Annotated in this window: 24 protein-coding genes; 9 read left to right on the top strand and 15 right to left on the bottom strand. The window is 73.4% G+C overall.

What is annotated here, in order from left to right:
* Nucleotides 1–21: 21 nt before the first annotated feature.
* Nucleotides 22–1,242: a zinc metallochaperone GTPase ZigA gene (gene zigA / locus C4T42_RS15965; RefSeq protein WP_042674521.1), complete on the top strand. Its 1,221-nt coding sequence runs from the start codon at nucleotides 22–24 to the stop codon at nucleotides 1,240–1,242.
* Nucleotides 1,243–1,251: 9 nt separating this feature from the next.
* Here the strand turns inward: zigA and C4T42_RS15960 are convergent, their stop codons facing one another.
* From C4T42_RS15960 to C4T42_RS15950, 3 genes are all read right to left on the bottom strand, one after another.
* Nucleotides 1,252–1,824: a MarR family transcriptional regulator gene (locus tag C4T42_RS15960; protein WP_042674525.1), complete on the bottom strand. Its 573-nt coding sequence runs from the start codon at nucleotides 1,822–1,824 to the stop codon at nucleotides 1,252–1,254.
* A 135-nt stretch (nucleotides 1,825–1,959) separates the two neighbouring features.
* Nucleotides 1,960–2,349, bottom strand: coding sequence for a response regulator (locus C4T42_RS15955; RefSeq protein ID WP_020093672.1), 390 nt, complete (start codon nucleotides 2,347–2,349; stop codon nucleotides 1,960–1,962).
* A gap of 134 nt (nucleotides 2,350–2,483) precedes the next feature.
* On the bottom strand, nucleotides 2,484–3,749 hold the full coding sequence (locus C4T42_RS15950; protein ID WP_042674098.1) for an adenosylmethionine--8-amino-7-oxononanoate transaminase: 1,266 nt from the start codon (nucleotides 3,747–3,749) through the stop codon (nucleotides 2,484–2,486).
* Nucleotides 3,750–3,839: 90 nt separating this feature from the next.
* On the opposite strand from C4T42_RS15950, the gene C4T42_RS15945 reads away from it, so the two are divergent.
* The 3 genes from C4T42_RS15945 to C4T42_RS15935 all read left to right on the top strand — a co-directional run bounded on the left by C4T42_RS15945 (nucleotide 3,840) and on the right by C4T42_RS15935 (nucleotide 6,595).
* Nucleotides 3,840–4,958: an 8-amino-7-oxononanoate synthase gene (locus tag C4T42_RS15945; RefSeq protein WP_103985410.1), complete on the top strand. Its 1,119-nt coding sequence runs from the start codon at nucleotides 3,840–3,842 to the stop codon at nucleotides 4,956–4,958.
* Between the two features lie 258 nt (nucleotides 4,959–5,216).
* The gene (locus C4T42_RS15940) at nucleotides 5,217–5,726 is read left to right on the top strand and encodes an OsmC family protein (RefSeq protein WP_103985409.1); all 510 of its coding nucleotides are present in this window, start codon (nucleotides 5,217–5,219) and stop codon (nucleotides 5,724–5,726) included.
* Nucleotides 5,727–5,737: 11 nt separating this feature from the next.
* Nucleotides 5,738–6,595: a methyltransferase domain-containing protein gene (locus tag C4T42_RS15935; RefSeq protein WP_103985408.1), complete on the top strand. Its 858-nt coding sequence runs from the start codon at nucleotides 5,738–5,740 to the stop codon at nucleotides 6,593–6,595.
* Between the two features lie 156 nt (nucleotides 6,596–6,751).
* Here C4T42_RS15935 and C4T42_RS15930 read toward each other — a convergent pair whose 3' ends face one another.
* A complete protein-coding gene (locus C4T42_RS15930) occupies nucleotides 6,752–8,350 on the bottom strand; it encodes a gamma-glutamyltransferase family protein (protein WP_103985407.1) in 1,599 nt (532 codons plus the stop codon).
* A 122-nt stretch (nucleotides 8,351–8,472) separates the two neighbouring features.
* Here C4T42_RS15930 and C4T42_RS15925 point away from each other — a divergent pair, with 122 nt between their 5' ends.
* A complete protein-coding gene (locus tag C4T42_RS15925) occupies nucleotides 8,473–9,918 on the top strand; it encodes a carbohydrate porin (protein WP_103985406.1) in 1,446 nt (481 codons plus the stop codon).
* A gap of 57 nt (nucleotides 9,919–9,975) precedes the next feature.
* Nucleotides 9,976–11,511, top strand: a complete 1,536-nt coding sequence (locus tag C4T42_RS15920; RefSeq protein WP_042674088.1) for a sodium:proton antiporter — start codon at nucleotides 9,976–9,978, stop codon at nucleotides 11,509–11,511.
* 10 nt (nucleotides 11,512–11,521) lie between these two features.
* Here the strand turns inward: C4T42_RS15920 and gshB are convergent, their stop codons facing one another.
* Entirely contained in the window at nucleotides 11,522–12,478 is a 957-nt protein-coding gene (gene gshB / locus C4T42_RS15915) for a glutathione synthase (protein WP_103985405.1), read from the bottom strand.
* A gap of 46 nt (nucleotides 12,479–12,524) precedes the next feature.
* On the bottom strand, nucleotides 12,525–12,818 hold the full coding sequence (locus tag C4T42_RS15910) for a hypothetical protein (protein WP_020093681.1): 294 nt from the start codon (nucleotides 12,816–12,818) through the stop codon (nucleotides 12,525–12,527).
* 436 nt (nucleotides 12,819–13,254) lie between these two features.
* On the opposite strand from C4T42_RS15910, the gene C4T42_RS15905 reads away from it, so the two are divergent.
* Together C4T42_RS15905 and C4T42_RS15900 are read left to right on the top strand one after the other, a co-directional pair.
* Entirely contained in the window at nucleotides 13,255–13,467 is a 213-nt protein-coding gene (locus C4T42_RS15905) for a hypothetical protein (protein ID WP_056525564.1), read from the top strand.
* Between the two features lie 53 nt (nucleotides 13,468–13,520).
* Complete coding sequence (locus C4T42_RS15900) at nucleotides 13,521–14,351, top strand: hypothetical protein (protein ID WP_103985404.1); 831 nt, start codon at nucleotides 13,521–13,523, stop codon at nucleotides 14,349–14,351.
* A 67-nt stretch (nucleotides 14,352–14,418) separates the two neighbouring features.
* Here C4T42_RS15900 and C4T42_RS15895 read toward each other — a convergent pair whose 3' ends face one another.
* From C4T42_RS15895 to C4T42_RS15880, 4 genes are all read right to left on the bottom strand, one after another.
* Nucleotides 14,419–15,384: a cysteine synthase family protein gene (locus C4T42_RS15895; protein WP_103985403.1), complete on the bottom strand. Its 966-nt coding sequence runs from the start codon at nucleotides 15,382–15,384 to the stop codon at nucleotides 14,419–14,421.
* Between the two features lie 97 nt (nucleotides 15,385–15,481).
* On the bottom strand, nucleotides 15,482–16,141 hold the full coding sequence (locus C4T42_RS15890) for a hypothetical protein (RefSeq protein ID WP_103985402.1): 660 nt from the start codon (nucleotides 16,139–16,141) through the stop codon (nucleotides 15,482–15,484).
* Nucleotides 16,129–16,812 carry a DUF1214 domain-containing protein gene (locus tag C4T42_RS15885; RefSeq protein ID WP_020093686.1) on the bottom strand — a complete coding sequence of 228 codons (684 nt, stop codon included), beginning with the start codon at nucleotides 16,810–16,812 and terminating at the stop codon, nucleotides 16,129–16,131. The genes C4T42_RS15890 and C4T42_RS15885 overlap by 13 nt, the downstream gene beginning before the upstream one ends.
* Nucleotides 16,813–16,816: 4 nt before the next feature.
* Nucleotides 16,817–19,114, bottom strand: a complete 2,298-nt coding sequence (locus tag C4T42_RS15880; protein WP_103985401.1) for a PBP1A family penicillin-binding protein — start codon at nucleotides 19,112–19,114, stop codon at nucleotides 16,817–16,819.
* Between the two features lie 314 nt (nucleotides 19,115–19,428).
* On the opposite strand from C4T42_RS15880, the gene C4T42_RS15875 reads away from it, so the two are divergent.
* The gene (locus C4T42_RS15875; RefSeq protein WP_020093688.1) at nucleotides 19,429–19,920 is read left to right on the top strand and encodes a YcgN family cysteine cluster protein; all 492 of its coding nucleotides are present in this window, start codon (nucleotides 19,429–19,431) and stop codon (nucleotides 19,918–19,920) included.
* Nucleotides 19,921–19,983: 63 nt separating this feature from the next.
* On the opposite strand, the gene C4T42_RS15870 is transcribed toward C4T42_RS15875, so the two are convergent.
* From C4T42_RS15870 to C4T42_RS15850, 5 genes are all read right to left on the bottom strand, one after another.
* Nucleotides 19,984–20,673, bottom strand: a complete 690-nt coding sequence (locus C4T42_RS15870) for an NrsF family protein (RefSeq protein ID WP_103985400.1) — start codon at nucleotides 20,671–20,673, stop codon at nucleotides 19,984–19,986.
* Nucleotides 20,673–21,230, bottom strand: a complete 558-nt coding sequence (locus C4T42_RS15865) for a sigma-70 family RNA polymerase sigma factor (RefSeq protein WP_020093690.1) — start codon at nucleotides 21,228–21,230, stop codon at nucleotides 20,673–20,675. Before C4T42_RS15865 ends, C4T42_RS15870 begins: the two co-directional genes overlap by 1 nt.
* Nucleotides 21,231–21,340: 110 nt before the next feature.
* A complete protein-coding gene (locus tag C4T42_RS15860; protein WP_103985399.1) occupies nucleotides 21,341–22,090 on the bottom strand; it encodes a DUF1223 domain-containing protein in 750 nt (249 codons plus the stop codon).
* 70 nt (nucleotides 22,091–22,160) lie between these two features.
* Nucleotides 22,161–22,949 (bottom strand): creatininase family protein, encoded by a 789-nt coding sequence (locus tag C4T42_RS15855; RefSeq protein ID WP_103985398.1) that lies wholly within the window; start codon nucleotides 22,947–22,949, stop codon nucleotides 22,161–22,163.
* Between the two features lie 133 nt (nucleotides 22,950–23,082).
* Nucleotides 23,083–23,616 carry a protein phosphatase CheZ gene (locus C4T42_RS15850; RefSeq protein WP_020093693.1) on the bottom strand — a complete coding sequence of 178 codons (534 nt, stop codon included), beginning with the start codon at nucleotides 23,614–23,616 and terminating at the stop codon, nucleotides 23,083–23,085.
* Nucleotides 23,617–23,618 lie beyond the last annotated feature (2 nt).

Genomic DNA, 23,618 nt, shown 5'->3' with positions numbered 1-23,618 from the left:
TTATAACATTTTGATCGCGCCATGACCCAGCGCGACACCCGCCTTCCCGTTACCGTCCTGTCCGGCTTCCTCGGGGCCGGGAAGACGACCCTGCTCAATCACGTGCTCAACAATCGCGACGGCCGCCGCGTCGCGGTCATCGTGAACGACATGAGCGAGGTGAACATCGACGCCGATCTGGTCCGCGCCGGGGGCGCCGACCTGTCCCGGACCGACGAGACCCTGGTCGAGATGACCAACGGCTGCATCTGCTGCACCCTGCGCGACGACCTGCTCGCCGAGGTCCGGCGGCTGTCGGAGACGGGGCGGTTCGACTACCTGCTGATCGAGGGGACCGGCATCGCCGAGCCGCTGCCGGTCGCATCGACCTTCTCGTTCCGCGACGAGGCCGGCCGGTCGCTCTCGGATCTCGCCCGCCTCGACACGATGGTGACCGTGGTCGACGCGGTGAATCTGCTGAAGGATTACGGCTCGGCCGCCTTCCTGCGCGAGCGCGGCGAGACGGCGGGCGCCGAGGACACGCGCACGCTCGTGGACCTGCTCGTGGAGCAGATCGAGTTCGCCGACGTGGTGGTCATCAACAAGGCGCGCGACGTGCCGGCCGAGCACCTCGCGCTGGTGCGCTCCGTCGTGCGCGGCCTGAACGCCGATGCCCGCATCCTCGAGACCGATCACGGGCGCGCGCCGCTCGCCGAGATCCTCGACACCGGCCTCTTCGACGAGGAGAAGGCGCAGCAGCACCCGCTCTGGTTCAAGGAACTCTACGGCGCCCACGCGCACGTGCCGGAAACCGAGGAGTACGGCATCGCCTCCTTCGTCTACCGGGCCCGGCGGCCCTTCGACCCGGAGCGCTTCAACGCCTTCGTCAACGCCACGTGGCCGGGTCTGATCCGCGCGAAGGGCCACTTCTGGCTCGCGACCCGGCCGGACTGGGTCGGCGAGTTCTCCCTGGCGGGCGCCGTGGCCCGGGTCTCGGCGATGGGGTTCTGGTGGTCGGCCGTGCCGCGGCGGCGCTGGCCGGAGGCGCCCGAGTTCCAGGCGCGGCTCCGGGACGTCTGGAGCGAGGTCTGGGGCGACCGGCGCCAGGAGCTGGTCTTCATCGGCACCGGCATGGACGCCGCGGCGCTCACGGCAGCGCTGGACGCCTGCCTGATCGAGACCGGCGCGGACCGGGCGCCGTTCGATCCCGCGCCCTATCGCGGCCTGCCGGACCCGTTCCCGACCTGGCGCAGCGCGGCCTGAGGGCGACGGTCAGGTGGCCAGCGCCTCTGCCTCGTCCTCGGCCTCGATCTCGGCATCCGCCTCGGTCGTCTGACCGGATGCGCCGGCCGCCTCCGCGAGGCCGCGGGCCGCCTTGCGCAGGAGCTTCCGGAGGCGGCGGCGGTCGGTCTTGTCGAGGTGGTCGAGCAACTCGGCCTCGACCTCCTCCTGGATCCGCTCGATGGCCTCGGCCTTGGCCCTGCCGGTCTCCGTGAGCTGGACCCGCACCACACGGCCGTCGCCCGATTCGGCCCGGCGCTCGACGATGCCGAGGGCCGCGAGCCGCGTGACGGTCTTGGAGGCGGTGGGCGGCCGGACGCGCAGCAGCGCGGCGAGATCGCCCATCGTCATCGTGCCGGCCGCTGCGAGCGCCTGCACCACCTGCTCCTGGCCGGCGAACAGGCCGAGCTTCGCCAGACGGTCGCCGGTCCGTGCCCGGTGCAGGCGCGCCGCCTGCACCAGCGCCCAGCCGACGCTGCGCACGCCTGGCGGCCTCAGCTTCTTGGACGGGAGTCCGAACACCGCGGCCTCGTCCTGATGATCGCGCTTCTGCTTGTCGCCCACCGGAGCGCCCGAATTAGAGCCGGCGGCCGCCGGACGATCCTGAATCTGCACCGTCCACCCCCATCAAGCGGCCGCCCAGGTCCCTGTGGCGCCGACCGGTGACGGTGCGATGACGGGGCTGGCGCGGAGGCCCGCTCAGCAGTGCATGAGTCGCTGGAGACGGTCCAGGATGTCCTCGCCGGTGCAGGGACGGGCGATGAACTCGGCATGCTCGGGCATGCGGGCCGGGTCCGGGGCCGCGCGCCCGGACACGATCAGGATCGGCAGTTGCGGCCGCGCCTCGGCCACGGAGCTCGCGAGGTCGAAGCCGTCGGTCTTGCCCGAGAGCTGCACGTCCGTGACCAGCCCGCAGATGTCCGGGCGCGCCTGCAGGATGCTGAGCGCCCGCTCGGCCGAGGCGCACTGGACGGTGTCGTAGCCGCCTTCCTCCAGCACGTCCCCGAGGTCCATGATCGTCAGCGCCTCGTCCTCGACGAGGAGGATTACCGGCCGATCGCCGCTCGAACCCGTCTGCTCGCTCGCCACTGTGTACTCCCTTCGGCAGCACCCGGCCGCGCGGGCCGCCGCACGCATCTCCAGCCGTAGGCCCAACGGCAGAAACGGTCCCGGGTTGCAGGCCGGCACGGGGGCTCGTCACGGGAAAGTGGAACGCGCGGCCCTCATGTCGATGCCGGCGCCAGCTCGGTCACCACCCCGGCGACGGCCTCGACGAGCCGGTCGAGATCCGCCGCACCGATCGTGAGCGCGGGGGTGAGGTAGACGATGTCGCCGAAGGGCCGCACCCAGACGCCGCGGGCGAGCAGTTCCGCCTTCAGGACGGCCAGATCGGGCGCCCGCGCGAACTGGACCGCGCCGATGGCCCCGAGGACCCGGACATCGGCCACGCCGGGCACACGCCGCAGCGGCTCCAGCCCCGCGGCGAGGCGCTCCGCGACGGCGCGGGCCTGGCTCAGGCGCGGCTCGGTCTCGAACAGGTCGAGGCTGGCATTGGCCGCCGCGCAGGCGAGAGGGTTGGCCATGAAGGTCGGGCCGTGCATCAGCGCCGCCGCCGGATCCTCGGACCAGAACGCCGCGAACACCTCCGTGCGGGCGATCGTGGCGGCGAGCGCCATCGTGCCGCCCGTGAGCGCCTTCGACAGGCACAGGATGTCGGGCACGATCCCCGCCTGCTCGCAGGCGAACAGGCTGCCGGTGCGCCCGAAGCCGGTGAAGATCTCGTCGGCGATGAGCGGCAGCCCGTGGCGGCGCGCCAGCCCGGCGACCGTCGCCAGCACCTCCGGCGGGTGCGTCCGCATCCCGCCGGCCCCCTGCACCAGCGGCTCGACGATCACCGCCGCCAGGGTGTCGCGATGGGCCGCCAGGGCCGCGTCGAGCGCCGCGGTCTCGGCCGCGCTGCGCGGCAGGTCGCAGAAGATCTGGCTCGGCAGGTAGGCACCGAAGCGGCGATGCATGCCCTCCTCGGGGTCGCAGACCGACATCGCCCCCATCGTGTCGCCGTGGTAGCCGCCGCGGAACGCGAGGACCTTCGTCCGCCCGCTCACGCCGCGGTTGATCCACATCTGCGCCGCCATCTTGAGCGCGACCTCCACGGCGACCGAGCCCGAATCGCTGAGGAAGACGTGGTCGAGATCGCCCGGCAGCAGGGCGGCGAGCCGCCGGGCCAAGGCCTCCGCCGGCGCGTGGGTGAGGCCGCCGAACATCACGTGGGGCATGCGCGCGAGCTGGTCGGCCACCGCGCCCGCTATGTGTGGGTGATTGTAGCCGTGCACCGCAGTCCACCAGGAGGCGATGCCGTCCACGAGCTCGCGCCCGTCGGCGAGGCGGATGCGGGTGCCCTGGGTCGCGACCACCTCCAGGGGCGGCGCCGCGCGGCGCATCTGCGTGTAGGGCCGCCAGAGATGGCCTGCGGGCGTTTCGAGGGTCATGCGCCTGGCATGGTGGGGCCACGGACGGGGGTCAAGGACCGGCACCCGCCGCTTGACATTGTCCGCGCGGCACCGCCCATCCCCGTCTCCATGGACAGCCTCGACGCCTTCGCCACCGGGAAACTCGACGCCCTCGAGGCCGGCAGCCTGCGCCGCAAGCTGGTGCCGACGGAGCGCGGCGCCGGCGCCGCGGCGGCGCGGCGGGGACGGGCGCTCGTCTCCTTCTCGTGCAACGACTATCTCGGCCTCTCGCATCACCCGCGGGTGATCGCGGCGGCCCGGGCCGCGGTCGCGAGCCACGGCGCGGGGTCGGGCGGGTCGCGGCTCGTGACCGGCGACCACCCCTATCTCGGCGCCCTGGAAGCCGGCCTCGCGCGTCACAAGGGCACGGAGGCCGCTCTGGTCTTCGGCAGCGGCTACCTCGCCAATCTCGGCATCACCCCGGCGCTCGCCGGGCGGGGCGACCTCGTCCTGCTCGACGAGCTGTCCCACGCCTGCATGTGGGCGGGCGCGCGGCTCTCGGGCGCGCGGGTCCTGACCTTCCGCCACAACGATCCCGGCGACCTCGCGGCGCGGCTCGCCGAGCACCGGCCGCACCACGGGCGCGCCCTCGTGCTGACCGAGCGCGTGTTCAGCATGGACGGCGACCGGGCGCCCCTCGGCGACATCCTAGGCATCGCCGAATCCTTCGACGCCTGGACGCTGGTGGACGACGCCCACGGCATCGGCGTGGTCGAGGACGGACCGCGGGCGCCCCTGGAGATGGGCACCCTTTCGAAGGCGCTCGGCTCGTACGGCGGCTATCTCTGCGCCTCGCGCCCGGTCATCGACCTGATGACGAGCCGCGCCCGCAGCTTCGTCTACACCACCGGGCTGCCACCGGCCTCGGCCGCCGCGGCCCTGGAGGCGCTGGCGATCCTGGAGGCGGAGCCAGAGCGCCGGGCCCGTCCGCTCGCCCTCGCCCGGCGCTTCACCGCCCGCCTGGGCCTGCCGGAGGCCGAGAGCGCGGTCGTGCCGGTCCTGGTCGGCGAGGCGCAGGCGGCGCTCGACATCTCGGCGGCGTTGGAGGTGAAGGGCTACCTCGTGGTGGCGATCCGCCCGCCGACCGTGCCGGCCGGCACCGCGCGGCTGCGGGTCGCATTCTCGGCCGCCCACGACGAGGCCCAGGTCGACGCCCTCGCGGAGGCCGTGGCCGCCCTGATCGGTTGAGCGCGGGCGCTTCTCGGTGATCGCGCCAATTCTCATATCTGCGGGCCCAACACGCGGCTGCGGACACCCTTCGTCTCTGCGAGCGCAGCGAAGCTGGGCAGGGCGGCACGACCCCTGGGATCGTGGCGCCACGCTGGATTGCTTCGCTGCGCTCGCAAAGACGGTGAGGGCGTCGCGACAACCTGCTAAGGCGTTTCGCGCATCGAGAACCCGATCCGGCTGCCCGAGATCGGGCGACATCATCGAGAGGACGACGCCATGGACGCCACCGCGCTGCGAGCCCTCCAGGCTCCGATCAAGGACAAGTACCGCACCGCGCCGGACGCGGCGGTCATCACCTTGAAGGCCAGGGGCACGTTGGACGACACCAAGATCGCCTGCAAGGTCGAGACGGGCCGCGCCATCGCGGAGGCCGGGCTGCATCCGGCCACGGGCGGCTCGGGCGCGGAGCTGTGCTCGGGCGACATGCTGCTGGAGGCGCTGGTCGCCTGCGCGGGCGTGACGCTCAAGGCGGTGGCGACCGCCCTGGAGATCCCGCTGCGCGCCGGCACGGTCAGCGCCGAGGGCGACCTCGATTTCCGCGGCACCCTCGGGGTCGACAAGGAGGCGCCGGTGGGCTTCCGCAACATCCGCCTGTTCTTCGAGCTCGACACCGACGCGCCGGAGGACAAGCTCGCGCAGCTCCTGAAGCTGACCGAGCGCTACTGCGTCGTGTTCCAGACCCTCAACCACAAGCCGGACCTGTCGGTCGCCGCGACGACCGCCTGACGGAGCGCACCATGGCGGGCGGCATCACCCAGGCCGAGTACTGGAACGGCGAGGTCGGTACGCGCTGGGCGCGCAATCAGGCCGTCCTCGACGCGATGTTCGTCCCGCTGACGGAGGCGCTCTTCGCCCGCGCGGGGCTCGCCCCGGGCGAGACGGTACTCGACATCGGCTGCGGCGCGGGCGCCACGACCCTGGAGGCCGCGCGCCGGGTCGGGCCCGCCGGGAGCGTGACGGGCGCCGACATCTCGGCGCCGCTCCTCGCCGTGGGGCGGGAGCGCGCCGAGGCGGAGGCCCCCGCGAGCGCGTCGCTCCGGTTCGTCGAGGCCGATGTCGAGACGGCCGATCTCGGCCGGTTCGACCACGTCGTGTCGCGGTTCGGCGTGATGTTCTTCGCGGATTCCGCCCGCGCCTTCGCCAACGTGCGCCGGATGCTTCGGCCGGGCGGCCGGATGACATTCCTGTGCTGGCGGCCCCTCGCCGAGAACCTGTGGGTCGGCGTGCCGCGCGACGCGGTGCTGCCGCTCCTGCCGGAGGTGCCGCCGCCGCCGCAGCCCGACACGCCGGGTCCGTTCCGCTTCGCCGACGCCGACCCGCTCGTCGCGCTCCTGCGCAGCGCCGGGTTCGACGCCGTGACCTGCGATGCCCTCGACCGGGACATCGTCCTCGGGCAGGGCGAGACCGACGCGGCAGCGGTCGCGGCGGCCACCCACGTCGCCCTGAACCTCGGGCCGAGCTCCCATCTCGTCCGCGAGGCCGCGCCGGATCTCCGGGCGCGCGCCGAGGCGGCCGTGGCGGAGGCCCTCCGGCGGCACGCGGCGGGCGGCGCCGTGCGCCTGCGCGCCGCCTGCTGGCTCGTCCAGGCGGGATAGGTTCCGCGCCGCTGCTCGCTCTCACCGTCTTCGCGAGCGGAGCGAAGCGATCCAGCCCGCGCGACGATCCGGGGCGTCCCGCTGCCCTGGGTCACTGCGCTGCGCGCGTGATGACGAACGGCGCGACGGCCGCCGAAGGGTCGATCGGAAACGGTATCAGAGACCCAGCGCGCCGCCGTCCGAGCGCGGGTCGTGGGTCGCCTCGATCCGCCCGTTCCGGGGATGGCGGACCAGCATGCCGGCATGGCCGAGCGAGTCGATGTAGGAGCCGCCGAGTTCCTCGATCTCGTGGCCGAGTCGGCCGAGGGCCGCGATGCAGGCCGGATCGAACCGATCCTCCACCTTCACGCTGAGGGAGGGCGCGCCCCAGGTGCGCCCGTAGAGCAGGCGCGGCGCGTCGACCGCGTCCGCCACCGACATCCCGTAATCGGCGTAGCGGGTGAAGATCTGGGCCTGGAACTGCGGCTGCCCGTCGCCGCCCATGCTGCCGTAGCTCATCACCCGCCCGTCGTCGAAGGCGGCGAGCGCCGGGATCAGCGTGTGGAAGGGGCGCCGGCCCGGCTCCAGGGGATTCACGGCCTTCGGGTCGAGGGAGAACGACATGCCCCGGTTCTGCCAGCAGATTCCGGTGGCGGGCAGGACCGTGCCGGAGCCGTACTCCCAGTAGACCGACTGGATGTAGGAGACGGCGACGCCGTCCTTGTCGATGGCGCCCATCCAGACCGTGTCGCCGTGACCGGGATCGGGCAGGGGCACCCGGGCGGCGCGGCCCATGTCGACGAGCGCGGCCTCGCGGGCGAGCCGGTCCGGGGTCAGGAAGGTGGCGGGATCGTGCCGCAGGCGGGCGAAATCGGTGACCACCCGGTCGCGGATCGCGAAGGCCCGCTTCGTCGCCTCGATCAGCCCGTGGTAATGGGCCGTGGTCTCGGGCTCGGCGATGTTGAGACGGTCGAAGATCCCGAGGATCAGGAGCGCCGCGAGCCCCTGGGTCGGCGGCGGGAAGTTGTAGAGCGTCGCGTCGCGGCGGCGGATCGACAGGGGCGCCCGCTCGACCGCCGCGAAGGATTCCAGATCCGCCCGGGTGACCGGCGCGCCGAGGCGCTCCAGGTCGGCGGCGATCTCCCGGCCGATATCGCCGCGGTAGAAGTCGCCGAGGCCCGTATGGGCGAGCTGCTCCAGGGTGGCGGCGAGCAGCGGGAGGCTCCGGGTCTCGCCGGCCGGGAACGGCTTGCCGTCCTTCAGGAACGTCCGCGCGAAGTTCGGGGCGTCGTGGAGGGTGTCGAGTTCCTGGGGCACGTAGCGCGCCTCCGACGGGGAGACCGGGACGCCGGCCCGCGCCTGCGCGATCGCGTCGGCCAGCAGGGTCTCCAGCGGGAGGCGGCCGCCCAGCGCCCGCGCCAGCTCCAGGGCGAGGCGCCAGCCGCCCACCGCGCCGGCGACCGTCACCATCGCGTCGGGGCCGCGGGCGGGGATCGCGTCGTAGCCCTTCTCGCGGTAGCGCGGGATCGTGGCGAGGCGCCCGGCCGGACCGCAGGCCTCGATGCCGCGCACCCGCCCGCCGCGCTCGCGCACCAGCCAGAAGCCGTCGCCGCCGATGCCGTTCATGTGCGGGTAGACCACCGCGATGGAGGCGGCCATCGCCACCATCGCCTCGATGGCGTTGCCGCCCTGCGCCAGGACGGTCTGCCCCGCCTGGGCGGCGAGGCTGTGGGGCGCGGCGACGGCGGCGGACGTGAAGACGGGGGTCTCGGGCATCGACGGTCCTGTGGTGTACCGGCCGCAGGGTTAGGCGAGCGCGCGGCTCCTGCAAAGGTCGAGCGTGCTCGACCAGCACGCCGTGCTATCCTGCGGCCCGCACTGTCGCCGACAAGCGGCCCATGGTCCGGAAGCTCATAGCCCTGTTTGCCCTGGCCCTGTCGGCCGTGCCCGCCGCGGCCCAGCAGCACGTGCCCTCGGTCTTCGAGGGCGCGGGCGCCGATCCGCGCGTCTCGGTCTCCCAGCCGGAGACCACCAGCCAAGCCTCCGGCGGCTACGTCCGCTCGGTCGAACCCTCGCTCGGCCCGCTCGGCGATCCGCTGGGGATCCGCCCGGTCCTGAAGGAGCGGGGCATCGAGTACAGCCTGACCTACATCGTCGACGTGCTCGGCAACCCGGTCGGCGGCCTGCGGCAGGGCGCGATCGTCGAGGACCGCCTCAACCTGCGCCTCAACCTCGACCTCGACCGGCTCGCGGGCTGGCAGGGCGCGACGGTCCACGCCAACGCCTACTTCATCCACGGCACCGGCCTGTCGCGCTACTATGTCGGCAACCTGCTCACGACGAGTGTCATCGAGGCGCTGCCGTCGACGCGGCTCTACGTTCTCTGGCTCGACCAGAGCCTGATGGACGGAAAGCTCGGGATCCGAATCGGCCAGCAGGCCGCCGATACCGAGTTCTTCGTCAGCCAGACCGCGACCCTGTTCGTGAACTCGACCTTCGGCTGGCCGGCCATCACCGGGCTCGACCTGCCGAGCGGCGGCCCGGCCTACCCGCTCGCGGCGCCGGCGATCCGGGCCAAGTACGTGCCGGGCAACGGCTTCTCCCTGCAGGTCGGCCTCTACGACGGCGATCCGGCCGGCGCGAACCGCCCCGGTCGGGATCCGGAGGCGCAGCGCCTCGACCGGACGGGCACGAATTTCCGCTTGCGCGATCCGGCCCTGGTCATCGCCGAGGCCACCTACGCGTACAACATCGCGCCCGGCGCCCGGGGATTGCCCGGGGACATCACCCTCGGCGGCTGGCAGCATTTCGGCCGGTTCGACAGCCTGCGCTTCGACATCACCGGCGTGCCGCTGGCCGACCCGAACGCCACCGGGATCGGCCGGCCGGTGCGCGGCAATGCCGGCCTCTACGCGATCTACGACCAGACCCTCTACCGGGAATCCGGCAAGGACGACGAGGGCCTGGGCTTCTTCGTGCGCGCCGCGTGGTCGCCCACCCGCTCCAGCCTGATCGACGCCTACGTGGATACCGGCCTCGCCTACAAGGGCCTGCTCGACGGGCGCGACGACGACACGGTCGGCCTCAGCTTCGCCTACGCCCGCATCGGCGACGACGCCCAGCGGGCCGACCGGGACACGATCCTCTACACCGGGATGCCGATGCCGCGCCGCCGCGCCGAGGCGGTGATCGAGGCGACCTATCAGGCGGTGGTCGTGCCGGGCTTCACGGTGCAGCCCGACGCGCAGTACGTCATCCGGCCGGGCGCCGGCGTCGCCGGTCCGGACGGGCGCCGGCTGCGCAACGCGGCGGTGCTCGGCCTGCGCGCGACCGTGCAGTACTGAGCCGGCCTGCGACCGCGGCACCCGGAACGCTCCCGGGCCTCCGCCTCTTTCAGCAGCATGTTGATTTTCGAGTGGGTCGTCGGCGTCCTGTTCGGCGCCGTCCTCCTGGCCGGCGTCGCGCGCCGGCTCGGTGCGCCGTATCCCGCCTTCCTGGCGCTGGGCGGCGTCGGCCTCGCCTTCGTGCCCGGCGTCCCGAACCTGCGGCTCGATCCCGAACTGGCGCTCGCCCTGTTCCTGGCCCCGGTCCTGCTCGATGCCGGGTTCGATGCCTCGGTGCGGGACCTGAAGGAGAACTGGCGCGCGGTGCTCGGGCTCGCGGTCGGGGCCGTGGCGGTGACGACTGTCGCGGTCGCGGTCGTGGCGCGGCTCGTCGTGCCGGACATGCCGCTCTCCGCCTGCATCGTGCTCGGCGCCGTGGTCGCGCCGCCCGACGCCGTGGCGGCGCTGGCGGTGCTCAAGCACGCGCCGATGCCGCACCGGCTCGCCACGATCCTGCGCGGCGAGAGCCTGCTCAACGACGCGGCCTCGCTGCTGATCTACCGGCTCGGCGTGACGGCCGCGATGGCCGGCACCTTCCACCCGGCGGAGGTGGCGCCGGCCTTCCTCCTGGGCGTGGTCGCGAGCCTCGTCGTCGGCCCCTGCCTCGGCCTGCTGTTCGTGGCCGTGACCCGGCGCGTGACCGATCCGGCGAGCGCGATCGTGCTCCAGTTCGTCGCCGCCTTCGGGATCTGGCTCGCCGCGGAGAGGCTGGAGCTGTCGGGGGTCCTGACCATCGTGACCTTCGCGGTGACGGTCGCCCGCCGGGCACCCGGCGTCACCGCGCCCCGCGCCCGGGTGATCTCCTACGCGGTCTGGGACACGGCGGTGTTCGTGCTCAACGTCCTGGCCTTCGTGCTGATCGGCATCCAGATCGACCCGATCCGGGACCGGTTGAGCGGCGCGGACGCGTGGCAGGCGCTGATCCTCGCGGGCGCGACCTTCGCCACCGTGGTCCTGACCCGCCTCGCCTGGGTGATGCCGACCACAGGGATCCGCGGGTTCGGCCTCCGGCAGGCCGGCGCCCCGGCGCGGCTGGGCCCGGGGATCGCCCTGTCGTGGGCGGGCATGCGCGGGATCGTCACCGTGGCGGCCGCCCTGGCGCTGCCCGCCGAGTTCCCGCACCGGGATCTCGTGGTGGTCACCGCCTTCGTCACGGTGCTCGGCACCCTGATTATCCAGGGCCTGACCCTGCGGCCGCTGCTCGCCCGTCTGCGGCTGGAGGACGATGATCCGGTGGGCCGGGAGACCGGTTGGGCCCGCGCGGCGGCCTACGAGGCCGCCCTGGAGAGCCTCGCCGACGCCGAGAACGAGCCGGCGACCGACGCCCTGCGCGCCGAGTTCCGCGCGGCCCTCGCGGAGGCCGAGGCGCACGACGAGGGCTTGGCGCCGGAGAGCCTGCCGGCGGATGCCGCGCGGCGGCGCGCCGTCGAGGCCGCCCGCGACGCGGTGCTCGCCCTGCGCCGCCAGGGGCGGATCGGCGACGACGCCTACTACCTGCTGGAGGAGGAATTCGACTGGGCCGAGCTCAGCGCGACCCCGCGCGCGGAGACCTGAGCGCGCCCCGTCAGACGCCCTTGCGCGCCGCGATCCGGGCCTCGATCGCGTCCCAGACCGCGACCGACAGGTCGGGGCCCCCGAGCCGCTGGATCGCCCGGATGCCGGTGGGGGAGGTGACGTTGATCTCGGTGAGGTGCCCGTCGATCACGTCGATGCCTACCAGGATCAGGCCCCGCCGCGCCAGTTCCGGGCCGATCGTGGCGCAGATCTCGCGCTCGCGGTCGGTGAGCTCGGAGGCGGAGGCGGCGCCACCGCGCACCATGTTGGAGCGGATGTCGTTCGCGGCCGGCACGCGGTTGACCGCCCCCATCGGGACGCCGTCGACCAGGATGATGCGCTTGTCGCCCTCGGTGACCCGGTCGAGGTAGCGCTGCACGACCCAGGCCTCCCGGAAGGTCGTGGCGAACAGGTCGAACATCGAGCCGAAGTTCGGGTCTTTCTCGGTGACCTTGAACACGGCCGCGCCGCCGTGCCCGTGCAGCGGCTTCATCGCCACGGTCCCGTGCTCCAGCCGGAAGGCCTCGATCTCCGCCTTGTCGCGGCTGATCAGCGTCGGCGGCATCAGCTCGGGGAAGTCGAGGACGAACAGCTTCTCGGGCGCGTTGCGCACCTCGAAGGGATCGTTGACCACGAGGGTCTCCGGATGGATCCGCTCGAGCATGTGGGTGGCCGTGATGTAGGCCATGTCGAAGGGCGGGTCCTGGCGCATCAGCACCACGTCCGCCTCGGCGAGGTCGATCCGCTCCGGCGGCGCCAGGGTGAAGTGCGCGCCCTCGACGTCCTGCACGGTCAGCCGCTCGACGCGGGCCGTCACGCGACGGCCCTGCATCGAGAGCCGGTCGGGCGTGTAGTAGACGAGCGCGTGCCCCCGCCGCTGGGCCTCCAGCAGCAGGGCGAAGGTGGTGTCACCCGCGATCCGGATATTCTGGATCGGGTCCATCTGGACCGCGACGGTCAGGCTCATACCAAACGCCCCTCGCCAACGGCGGGCAACTCGACCGGGTCCCGTCTCAATCGTCGGACAGGGACTTGCTGCCCGTGCGCTTGTCGTAGTCGCCGATCGCCGCCCGGCATTCCGGGGACAGGCGCTTGCGGTTGCGCATCATGCAGCGATCCGCGTCCTGGCTGTTCGGATCGACGCCCGCGCAGAGGCGGAAATAGTCGTTCGCGCAGCCGAGCTGTAGGCCCTGATCCTCCCGCTGGGCGTAGGCGGGGCCGGCGGTCAGCGCGAACAGCGCCAGCGCCGCAGTAGCCAAGCCGCGGCGGCGGAAGGCGCGCAGGGATCGTTCCGGAACCAGTCGCATTCAGCGGTGTCCTCAATCTCGATCGGGCGGAGAGCCGACACGGCGGTCCCGCCATCGCCCGTGCCCGGCATATCGGTCGGGCCGGGCGGTAGGCAAGCGTCGAGGGTCCCGACGGGTTCCGCGCGGCAACGTCGCGGCCACGCTTCGCCGCGGTGTGGCGCGCGGGTCGCACAGCGCCGCCGCCCGGCGGGCCGTCCGCACATAAGAAGGCCCCGTCCGGATCGGACAGGGCCTCAAGTCGAAGGGAGGAAACGCCCGCCATGGGCGCGAACACCCACGCAATTCACGCGCCAACTCCTGCCAGCACCGCGATTCCCGGCGGGGGCCCGGAAAGACTCCGTTAACCACGTCGTGCTGGATTGTTTCGGTAGCCCTTGCCGACGCCCTCCGAAGGGCCCGGGCCAGATGCTCGGACCGCCGACAGGAGCCGGAGACCATGACCCTCATCAAGCCGCTGGAGACCGGCGAAGCCCGTTCGTCGAAGCCCGCCGCCGATCCGGCACGCAGAGCCGCCCAGGCCCCGTCCGCCACCCTGATCCCGTTCCCGGGCGCGGAGTCGCGGCGGACCTGCCGGATCCCGCGCTCCGGCGAGCGGCGCGGCGAGATCCTCCTGTTCCTCGGCGTGCGCTACGAGCGCCTCGCGTCCTGAGGACGTCCCCGCGCATGTCAGCCCGGCCGCGCGACACCACCGACGGTTCTCCCATGTCAGCCCCGGATCGCCGGCAGCCCGACCGCGCGCGCACCGCGCTGCGCCTCGCCCCCGCCGGCGCCGCGCTCGCCCTGCTCGCGGCCTGCACCCAGAGCGGCGATTTCGGCCGGCCGCGCACGGGGGTCTGGAACGGGCTCATCGACACGACGGGCAGCTTCAGCACCCGGGATCGCGGGCGCCTCCTGCTCGATTCCGGCCTCACCGACGACGAACTGACCCTGCGCGACCGCGCGTGGCGGTTCGTCGCGCCGGCCAGCAACTTCACGGCCTTCCAGGACACGGTGTTCGGCCTCGCCAGCGCCCACGCGCTCCCGCCGACGTGGCGCTACGAGGAAGTCGGCGCCTATTACGAGGCCCTGACGGCGGAGCCGTCCCGCTCCCCAGTCTCCCGCTACCGGAAGCTCAGCGACGACGTGACCGCCGACGCGCGGCTGATCCCGCTCTTCGTGGCGCTGGCCGCCCGCGTCATCGACGCGGATGCCGCTCGCCTGCGCAGCCTGCCCTTCGCCAAGACCCTCGACGACGCCGCCGTGCGGGATGCCGTCCAGCGGGTCGCCGAGAACCGCTGCCTGATCGCCTGGGTGCGCTTCGAGGCCGGCCTGCGGCTCGCCCGCTACCGGTTCGCGCTGGAGCACCTGTTCGCGGCCGCGCCGGCACCGGAATCGGTCTCGGCCGAGCGGTCCATCCTGATGCTGGCCGCGCGCCGCAACCTGCTCGACCCGCTCCTGCCGCCGGACGCCGCGGCCCGGTGCGGCCTCGGGCCGGTTCCGCTGCCGCCCCCGCCGCCGGTCGCGCAGGCGGAACCGCTGGTGGTCAAATACTGAGCGCTCGAGGACGCCCGAGGATGAAGGTCGTGCCGCGCGGATGGCCGGAGGCCGGACTCCGCCGGCCCTAGTACTTCAGTCCGGTGTCGCAGAGGACGGTCACGGCGGTCGCGTCGCTGGGGAGGCGCCCGGACGACAGCAGCGCGACCGTCGCCGCGACGTTGGCCGCCGCCGAGTAGCCGACGTGCAGGCCCTCCCGCGTCGCCAGGGCCCGCCGCCACTCCTCGGCCGCCGCGTCGGTCACCGGGATGGACAGGTCCATCAGGCCGGCCGTCCAGTGCGGCGGGGCGCTGCCGTAGCCGGTGCCCTGGATCAGGTGCCGGTGCTTCGTGACCGGCAATCCGCCGAGGGGCTGACAGCCCGCCGGCTCGACCGCGGCGCAGATCAGGGACGGGTTGCGCGCGCGCAGGGCCGCGGCCACGCCGAGGAAGGTCGCGCCCGTGCCCACGGCCGCCACCCAGGCATCGACCCGGCCGGACGATTGCGCCCAGATCTCCGGTCCGGTCGTCTCGCGATGCGCGCGCAGACCCTCCGGCGCATGGAACTGGTCGATGTAGAAGCCGCCCCGCTCGGTCGCGACGCGCTCCGCCGCGTCCGCGGCCGCCCGCACGTCGGCGCCGGTGACCTGCCTCGGGACGCCGTCCACCTGCGGCACCCGCACGACCTCGGCACCGAGCGCCTCGAGCATCCGCACGCGCTGGAGACTGTTCCCGGCCGACATCGTGACCACGAGCGGGTGCCCCAGGGCCGCGCAGGCCACCGCGAGGCCGGCCCCCATGTTGCCGCTGGTCATCTCCACCACGGGCGCCCCCGCGGCGAGGCGGCCGTCCGCGCGCGCGGCCAGCAGGATGGCGCGGGCGGCGCGGTCCTTGACGCTGCCGCCGGGCTGCATGAACTCGGCCTTCGCGAGGATGCGGCCCGGACCGGGATGGACGCGGTCGAGGGCGACGAGCGGCGTGTTGCCGATCAGATCGAGGGCGGATCGCGTGATCCCGGCGGCCGAGGACGGCATCGTCGCGGCGGCTGCGGTCATCGCGTCGGCGGGGCCGGCGCCGTCATCCGGGAGAACGCGGGGCCGCGGGGGCTCAGCACCGGCCGACCGGCGCCGCGGACCCGTGCGGCGTCCTCGCTCAGCGTCCCGCTCCCTTGCCCGACGCATCCTTGCCCGACGCGTCCTTGCCGGGCGTGTCCTTGCCCGCGGACGCATCGTCCGTCGGCGTGTCGGTGGTGCAGGAGACGGCCTGGACGGCGGCGTTGGCGGCGGGCCTCTGGCTCGGGAGACCGGCGATCACCCGCACCACCACGAAGCCGCGCGCGTCGGGCGCGACGATGCGCACGTCGCGGCTCGGATCGTTCTCGTCGTCGTCGGCCAGCGCCTCGTCGTACTGCGCCCGGGTCAGGATCACGAGATCCAGGGCCCCGCGGACCGCGGCCTGATCGGTCACCGCGTAGAACGCCCCGCGGCGGGCATGCGCGGCGAGCGAGAGCGACAGCGGACCGGTGCGGGCCGAGACGCGCATGGGCCCGTCCGCGAGGTTGTAGGCGCAGACGCCCACGGCGACCGCCGGATCCGGGATCGGCAGCCACGCCTCGGGCGGGGAGGGGTCGTCGCCGGTCGCGACCGCGTAGATCGATTGCGGATGGTCCAGGTTCTCGCTGGTGCGGGCGCGCGAGACCGCGTCGGCATCCGACAGGGCGGGGATCGCCAGGACCGCCGCGATGTGGACGATCCCGGCGAGCACGAGGCCGATCAGCGTGGCGTAGACGAAGCGCAGGCTCACGGGGCGCACCCCACGCGGGTGATGGCCGGCACGGCACTTCGGTCGAGGGACCCGACGCTGGCGGCGACCGGCGTATCGTACAGGCGCAGGGCGAGGCGGACCGGCCCGCTCGCCCGCGGGCTCGGGAGCCAGTTGCCCGGCTGGACATCCGGCGCGAGCGTGATCGTGAAGCGCCCGTCGGCCGTGCGCAGCACTTCCGTGGAGGTGAAGCCCTCGCGCAGCGGCGCGCGGCCGGGTTCGCGCGCGCCGCGCCCGGCGACCGTGACGGTCCAGGCGCGGGCGGGCGGCGTCGCGCCGCCGATCCGGTACGTGCAGGTCGCGTCGAGCGCCTGACCGGAATCGTCGACCGCCGCGGTCAGAAGCAGGCCCTCACCGACCGCCAGAGGGATCTCGCCGCGACGCGCGTTGACGGCGCGGGTGTAGGGATCGGCATTCGCCGCGCCGGCCCGCGGCCACGCGGTCCAGGCTCCGACCTGCACGCCGCCGAACGGGTAGCCGCCGCTCGTGGCCCAGTCGGCGCTGGCGAGTCCCAGGACGGCGCCCAGCGCCAGGGTGTAGGCGGCGAGGCCGGCGATCGAGCTCTTGCGCCAGAGGCGCAGGACGAAGCGCGCAGCGCCGTTGCGTGGGGCGCCGGCGAACACGGAGGTCCGGCCGAGCGCCTCGGGGATCGTGAGCTTCATGCGCTCACCGCACCTCGGTGAAGCCGCCGACCGGGCGGGCGCCCTCGGCGACCTCGCGCAGCTGACCCGACGGCGGCGCCGCCGCCCGATCGCCGGGCTTCCGGCCGGTCTTCGGCACGCTTCCGGCGCCGGCAGGCGCGTCCGCGGCCGAGCCGGGCGCGCGCTCGACGGTGCGGAACAGGCCGTTCAGGCCGCTGATCACCTCGAAGGAGCGGCGCGAGAGCTTGCCGTAGGCGCTGGCATTGGGATCGGTCGGCGCGGTCGGGCCGCCGGAGGCCTGCTGCTGGGCGGCGCGCGGGCTCTCCTTCAGGCCGGGCAGGCCCTTGATCTCGATGCCCTGGTGGGCCGGCTCCATGACGTCGTGCCAGAGCTGGGCCGGGAGGGAGCCGCCGGTGAGCTTGTTGGTCGAGGTGTGGTCGTCGTTGCCGAACCAGACGGCGCCGACGTAATTGCCGGTGTAGCCGACGAACCACGCGTCCCGGTAGGCGTTCGTCGTGCCGGACTTGCCCGCCACCTTCACGCCCTCGAGCTGGGCCCGCTTGCCGGTGCCCTCCTCGACCACCTTGTTGAGCATGAAGTTCATGTCCGCCACGACCTGGGGCGAGAGAACCCGCTCGGGCGCCTCGTCGGCGTGGCGGTAGATCACCTCGCCGGACGAGTTCTTCACCTCGATGGCCGCGTAGGGCTTGGCGCGGAAGCCGCCGTTGGCGAACACCGCGTAGCCCGCCGCCTGGTCGATGACCGTCACCTCGTCCGAGCCGATCGGCATCGAGACCGTGTCGATCAGGTTCGAGGTGATGCCCATCTTGTGGGCGAGTTCCGTGATCTTCGCGCGGCCCGCCTTGGCGGCCTTGGCCTCGTGGGAGATGCCCATGGCCTTGCCCAGCGAGATCGAGATCTTGATCGGGATCGTGTTGATCGACTTCGCCACCGCGAGCCACATCGGCACCCGTCCGGCATAGGACCGGCCGTAATTCTGCGGGCACCAGTTGCCGATGCAGACGGGGCTGTCGACCACCGTCGTGTCGGGCTTGAACAGCCCGGAGGCGAGCGCGGCCGAGTAGACGTAGGGCTTGAACGAGGAGCCGGGCTGGCGCAGCGCGTCGGTGGCGCGGTTGAACTGGCTCTCGCCGTAATCCGCGCCGCCCACCATGGCGCGCAGCGCCCCGTCGGGATCGAGGATCACCATGGCGGCCTCGTCCACGTCGTAGGCGTCGCCGGATTTGCGCAGGATGTCGGCCACCGCCTCGTCGGCCCGCTTCTGGATCGCGAGGTCCAGCGGCGTCTTCACGGTCAGCACGCGGTCGTTGCGCAGCTTGCCCGCGTCGGCCATCGCCTTGATCTCGCCGAAGGCCCAGTCGAGGTAGTAGTCGGCGGTGATGTCGCGGGTGCGGGTCACCGGCGTCGCCGGGTTGCGGAGCGCCGTCTGGATCTGGCCCTCGGTGACGAAGCCCGCCTCCACCATGTTGTGCAGCACGTCCGCCGCCCGCGCGCGCGCCGCCGGCAGGTTGACGTGCGGGGCGTACTTGGTCGGCGCCTTGAACAGGCCCGCAAGCATGGCGGCCTCGGCGAGGCTGATGTCCTTGAGCGGCTTGCCGAAATAGTAGTCCGCCGCCGCCACCGCGCCGAAGGTGCCGCCGCCCATGTAGGCGCGGTCGAGGTAGAGCTTCAGGATCTCGTTCTTGGTGAGATGGCTCTCGAGCCACAGGGCCAGGAACGCCTCGTTGACCTTCCGCTCCAGGGAGCGCTCGTTCGTCAGGAACAGGTTCTTGGCGAGCTGCTGGGTGATCGAGGACCCGCCCTGCGTCCCGCTGCCGCCGCGGGAATTGTTCACCAGCGCCCGCAGCGTGCCGATCGGGTCGATTCCCCAGTGCTCGTAGAAGCGCCGGTCCTCGGTGGAGACCAGCGCCTTGATCATGATGTCGGGAAAGTCGTCGAGCTTCAGCGAGTCGTCGTGCTTGATGCCGCGCCGCCCGACCTCGGTGCCGTAGCGGTCGAGGAAGGTGACGGCCAGATCCTGCTGCTTCAGCCAGTTCTCGCTGGTGAGCTGGAAGGCCGGCTGCGCCAGCGCGAGCATCAGGATGGCGCCGCCGGTCCCGATCGTCACTCCCTCGCTCGTCAGGTCGAGGGCGACGCGCTTCCAGCCGCGCACCGCGAAGCGGCTCATGACGCGCTGGAAGCGCTCGTAGGCCTGACCCGTGGACTGGCCGCCGTCGTACAGGCTCGCGTTGACCCAGGCGTCGAAGGCGAGGGCGGCGCGTTCGAGGCGGACCTTGATCTCGGTGAACGTCGGCAGGCGCACGATGTCGAACCCGGCTTGTCGAGCGCCTCTGCGGCGGATCCTGGCGGCGGATGGTCGGGCGCCCGCGCCGCGGACACGAACCCTGCGCCGGCGCCACCGCACGGCATCCGACGTCCATAGCAGGATCCGGAACCGGCGGCGAGGCTCTGCGCAGTCTCGTGATTCGCCGCGGACGAGCTTGGCCATAACGCACGACGGGGCGATCCGGTCGCATGGCAATCGCAGGGCGGCCGTCGGCGACACTCGGCTGCCACGCTTGCAGCGGTGCCGCGCCTCGGGCAGAGAGGCGGCTTCCCATCCGAGAGACTTTCCCGATGCCCAAGCCCGAGGCGCCGCGCCGCGGGGCGGTCGAGCCGTTCTGGCGGACCAAGACGCTCGAAGCCATGACCCCGTCCGAGTGGGAGAGCCTGTGCGACGGCTGCGGCCGGTGCTGCCTGATGAAGCTCGAGGACGAGGATACCGGCGAGGTCCACCACACCGATATCGGGTGCACCCTGCTCGACGGCCTCACCTGCCGGTGCCGCGACTACGCGCGGCGGCAGAAGCGGGTGCCCGACTGCGTGCGCCTGACGCCGGAGGCGGTGCGGTCGATCGCCTGGCTGCCGCCGACCTGCGCGTACCGGCTCGTGCGCGACGGGCAGCCGCTCTACCCGTGGCACCCCCTGGTCTCCGGCCGGGCCGCGAGCGTGCACGAGGCGGGCATCTCGGTCCGCGGCCGGCTCGCCGGCAACGAGGAGGAATTCTCGGAGGACGAGTTGCCGGACCGGATCGTGGCTTGGCCGGGCCTCGATCCCGGCGCGGTGTGAAGCGACCGCACCGGACGTTCCCTCGAGCGATCGGCCGAGTTCGCGAGCCTCGGTCGGTACGCCCTAGCCGGCCCCGGCGTGCCGGCCGAGCAGCCGGCCTCCGGCCAATCCGTTCGCCGCGATCACGATGGCGACCGCCGCCGCGTGGAACAGCAGGTCCGTGGCGGTGGCGTCGTGCGGGTGGACCGGCATCAGCAGCGCCGCCGCCGCCGCCGCCACCGCCAGCCCCCCGAGGGCGGCCGTGAGGTTCGGCCGCAGCGGGCAGGCGCGCCGCAGCATCACGACGATCAGCAGGGACAGCGGCACCGAGACGCAGATCAGGAAGCTGAAGCAGCCCGTGATCGCGTGCTCGCCGGGCAGGTCGGCCCCCGGCGCGATCCAGTCGCGCAGGCAGCCCAGGCCGCTCGCCCCGACCCAGAGGGCGAGGGGCGGCAGCGGCAGCAGCGCCCAGCGGCCGGACCGTCCAGGCACGCTGGTGGCGAAGGCCGCGTAGGCGGCCGTGATCGCCGTCAGCACCGCGCCCAAAGCCGCGAAGGCCAGATCCGGCACGTGCATGCGCAGCATGAAGCCGCCGGTCCCGATCCAGGCGGCGAGGACCACGCCGATCACTAGCGTCGCGCCGAGCCAGAGGGCCGCGCGTGCCTCCGGGGCCGGCAGCGGCCGCACGGGTTCGAGCCCGCCGGCGAGCTCCTCGACGAGCCGCTCGTGGCGGGACAGGTCGCCGCCGGCCCAGTTGCTCCCCTCTCCGGGCATCACTCCCGCTCCTGCGTCAGGCTGGCCCGGAGCGCCTTCAGCGCCCGGTGCAGGTTCACCTTGAGGGCCCCCTTGCTGCGGCCGGTAAGGGCGGCGGTCTCGTCGAGCGACAGCTCGCGCAGGCCCAGGTGCTCGACCGCCTGCCGCTGGCCGTCGGGCAGGGCCGCCACCGCCCTGGCCAGGGCGGCGGCCCGGTCCCGCGCCTCCAGCCCGTGGCCGGGGGCCGGCCCCGGATCGACCTCCGCCTCGTAGGCCAGCGGGTCGTTGACCTCCCGCGGGCGCCGCCCGGCGCGGCGCAGCCGGTCGATCGCCCGCCGCTGGGTGATGGCGCGCAGCCAGGGCAGGAACGGCCGGGCCGGATCGTAGCTCGCCCGAGCCCGGTGGACGGTCATCAGCGCGTCCTGCACGACGTCGTCCACCGCCTCGCCGCGCACGCCCTGCGCCCGCGCGATCGCCGAGACCACGGGCAGACAGGCCTTCAGCAGCGCGCGATAGGCGGCCGCGTCGCCGCCCTGGGCCGCCGCCATCAGGGTCGCCAGTTCCTGTTCGAGCGCCATCCGGGCTCCGCCGTCGTTCCGTCCCCCGGCACGCGGCGTGTCTACCCCACGGTCCGATCCCGACGCCAGCACCCAGCCGCGCGCGGGCATCCCGCCCGGGACGGCGAGGATCATCGCACGGCCTCCCGGACCGTCGCGGCGGGCGACGTTGCGGGAGACGCGGCGAGGCGTGCGGCGCCCAGGATCCGCCCATCCTCGGACTGGAGCAGCAGGGCCGCCGTCTCTCCGTCGGGACGCGCCGACGCGAAGGTCGCGGCGGAGCCGGACCAGCACCCGAGGTCGCGCACCGACCGGACGATGTTGGCCTGCTCGATGGTGCGCCCGGCATTCTCGCCGCGCAGCACGCGGGTGGTGTGGCTCGGATCGTACCCGATCAGGAGGACGCGGCCCGCGCCGCCGCCGGCCCCGGCACCGATCTGCGCGACGACCTGCTCGCCGTCGCGGGCCAGCGTCACGGGAATGCCGGGCCCGGCCTGCCGGGCGCGCGCGATCGCGGCGCGCAGGCCGGCCTCGTCGGAGCCGACCAGCCCGACCTGCCCGTCGATCACCGCCTGCGGCGTGTAGGTGGGTCCGCCGAGACGGGCCGCGTAGGCCTCCTGGCGGGCGGTGGCGGCCGACAGGGCGTAGCGATCGCGCCAGTCGAGATGGTTCCAGTAGGTGACGTGGAACGCGAGCGGCAGGACATCGCCCTGCGCCCCCGCCGGCTCGCGGGCGAGGCGGCCGATCAGCGCCTCCGCGGGCGGGCAGGAGGAGCAGCTCTGCGAGGTGAACAGCTCGACGACGACGGGGCGCTCCGCCGCGTCGGCCGGGTAGAGGCTGCCGCACAGCAGGGCGGCGGCGATCAAGAGGGCAGGGCGCATGGCCGGAACTCCCGCACGCCGGCGGTTCGGACCCGGCGTACCGGCTCCTTCGGCGGCGGCGCGGCGGCGGTTACACCGGCGGCGCGAGCTCGAAGGCGTCGACGTCGCGCAGCAGGGCGACGAAGGCCCGGGCGCCGTGGTCGAGCGCCGCGCGGCCCGCCTCGGCCGTGCCGAGCCGCGCGTTGCCCATGGCGCCCGAAGCCTGGAGATCGCCGGCCTTCCACGCGAAGGCGGCGGGGCGGCCGGCGCGCAGGTGGGTGAAGTCGCGGATCATCGACAGCGTGCGCGGCGGGAAATCCGCGACCCGGTCGGTCCGGACGAGGTCCGGCCGCAGGGCCAGCATCAGCGCCGTCTCGATGCCGCCGGCGTGGATGCCGTGGGCGATCTCGTCCGCAGGGAACAGACCCTCGGGATAGCCGAGCCGCGCCCAGGATGTCGTGACCGCGACCATGCCGAACCGGGCGCGCAGCTCGCCCGCCACGAGATCGATGAGCGCGCTGTTGCCGCCGTGGCTCGTGACGATCACCAGCTTGCGGCAGCCGGCGCGGTGGACGGCCGCGCCGATGCCCGTCCAGGCGGACAGCGCCGTCCCGGTCTCCAGGGACAGCGTGCCGGGAAACGCGTCGTGCTCGTCGGACTTGCCCACCGGCTGGACCGGCAGCAGCAGCACGTCGAGATCCGCCGGCACGCCGTCGCGCACCCGGGCGAGGTAGCCCTCGGCGATCACGGTGTCGGTCGCGAGGGGGAGGTGGGGACCGTGCTGCTCGACGGCGGCCACCGGCAGGACGGCGATCGCGCGATCCATGTCGCGTTGGGTGAAGTCTTCGGTGGTCAGCTCGGACCAGAACTGCGCCGTCATCTCTGCCGCGGCCTCCGCCCGCCCCGCATGCGGCGGGTCCGGAAGGCGATCTAGCCGGCAGGCCGACGCCGAGTCGACCGTCGCGTCGGCGATCCTTCCTCAGACAACCGGTCCCCCGCCGGCCCGGATCGCGTCAGGCGAACAGCGCGTCGATGTCGTCCTGGGAGGGCGTGGCGTCCACGGCCTGCGGGCCGTTCAGCATGAGGTCCTCGGCCCGGGTCCGCCGGGCACGCTCGGCGGGATCCATGGAGGCCGCGTCGCGGGCCTTCACGGCGCCGACGAAGCGGGCGAGGCGCTGCTCGAACAGGCGCAGCGATTCGACCACCTTGGCGATCCGCTGGCCGGTGATGTCCTGGAACGCGCAGGCCTCGAAGATCGTGTTGATGCGCTCCTCGACCGCGTCGCGGTAGCCCGGCCCGTCGGGCAGGCCGAGCATCGCCTCGGCAGCCTCCATGATGGTGTTGGTGGCGCCGGCGGTCGCCTCCACGACGCTGCCGAGCTCCTCGTGCGCCATGGGGATCCGGTCGCGACTCATCTCGTTCGCGCGCAGCGCCCCGATCTCCTCGCGGAGATGGGCGATGTAATCCGCGATCTCGATCAGCTCGGAGATCACGGTCTGCGGCTCGCGAAGCCGCAGATCGGTCTGCCGTGCGGCGGCTGACGACATGC

It is taken from the genome of Methylobacterium sp. 190mf, assembly GCF_900107945.1.
Classification (GTDB): domain Bacteria; phylum Pseudomonadota; class Alphaproteobacteria; order Rhizobiales; family Beijerinckiaceae; genus Methylobacterium.
Note: the sequence above shows the minus strand (reverse complement) of the source record. Positions and strands in the feature narration are given on the sequence as shown.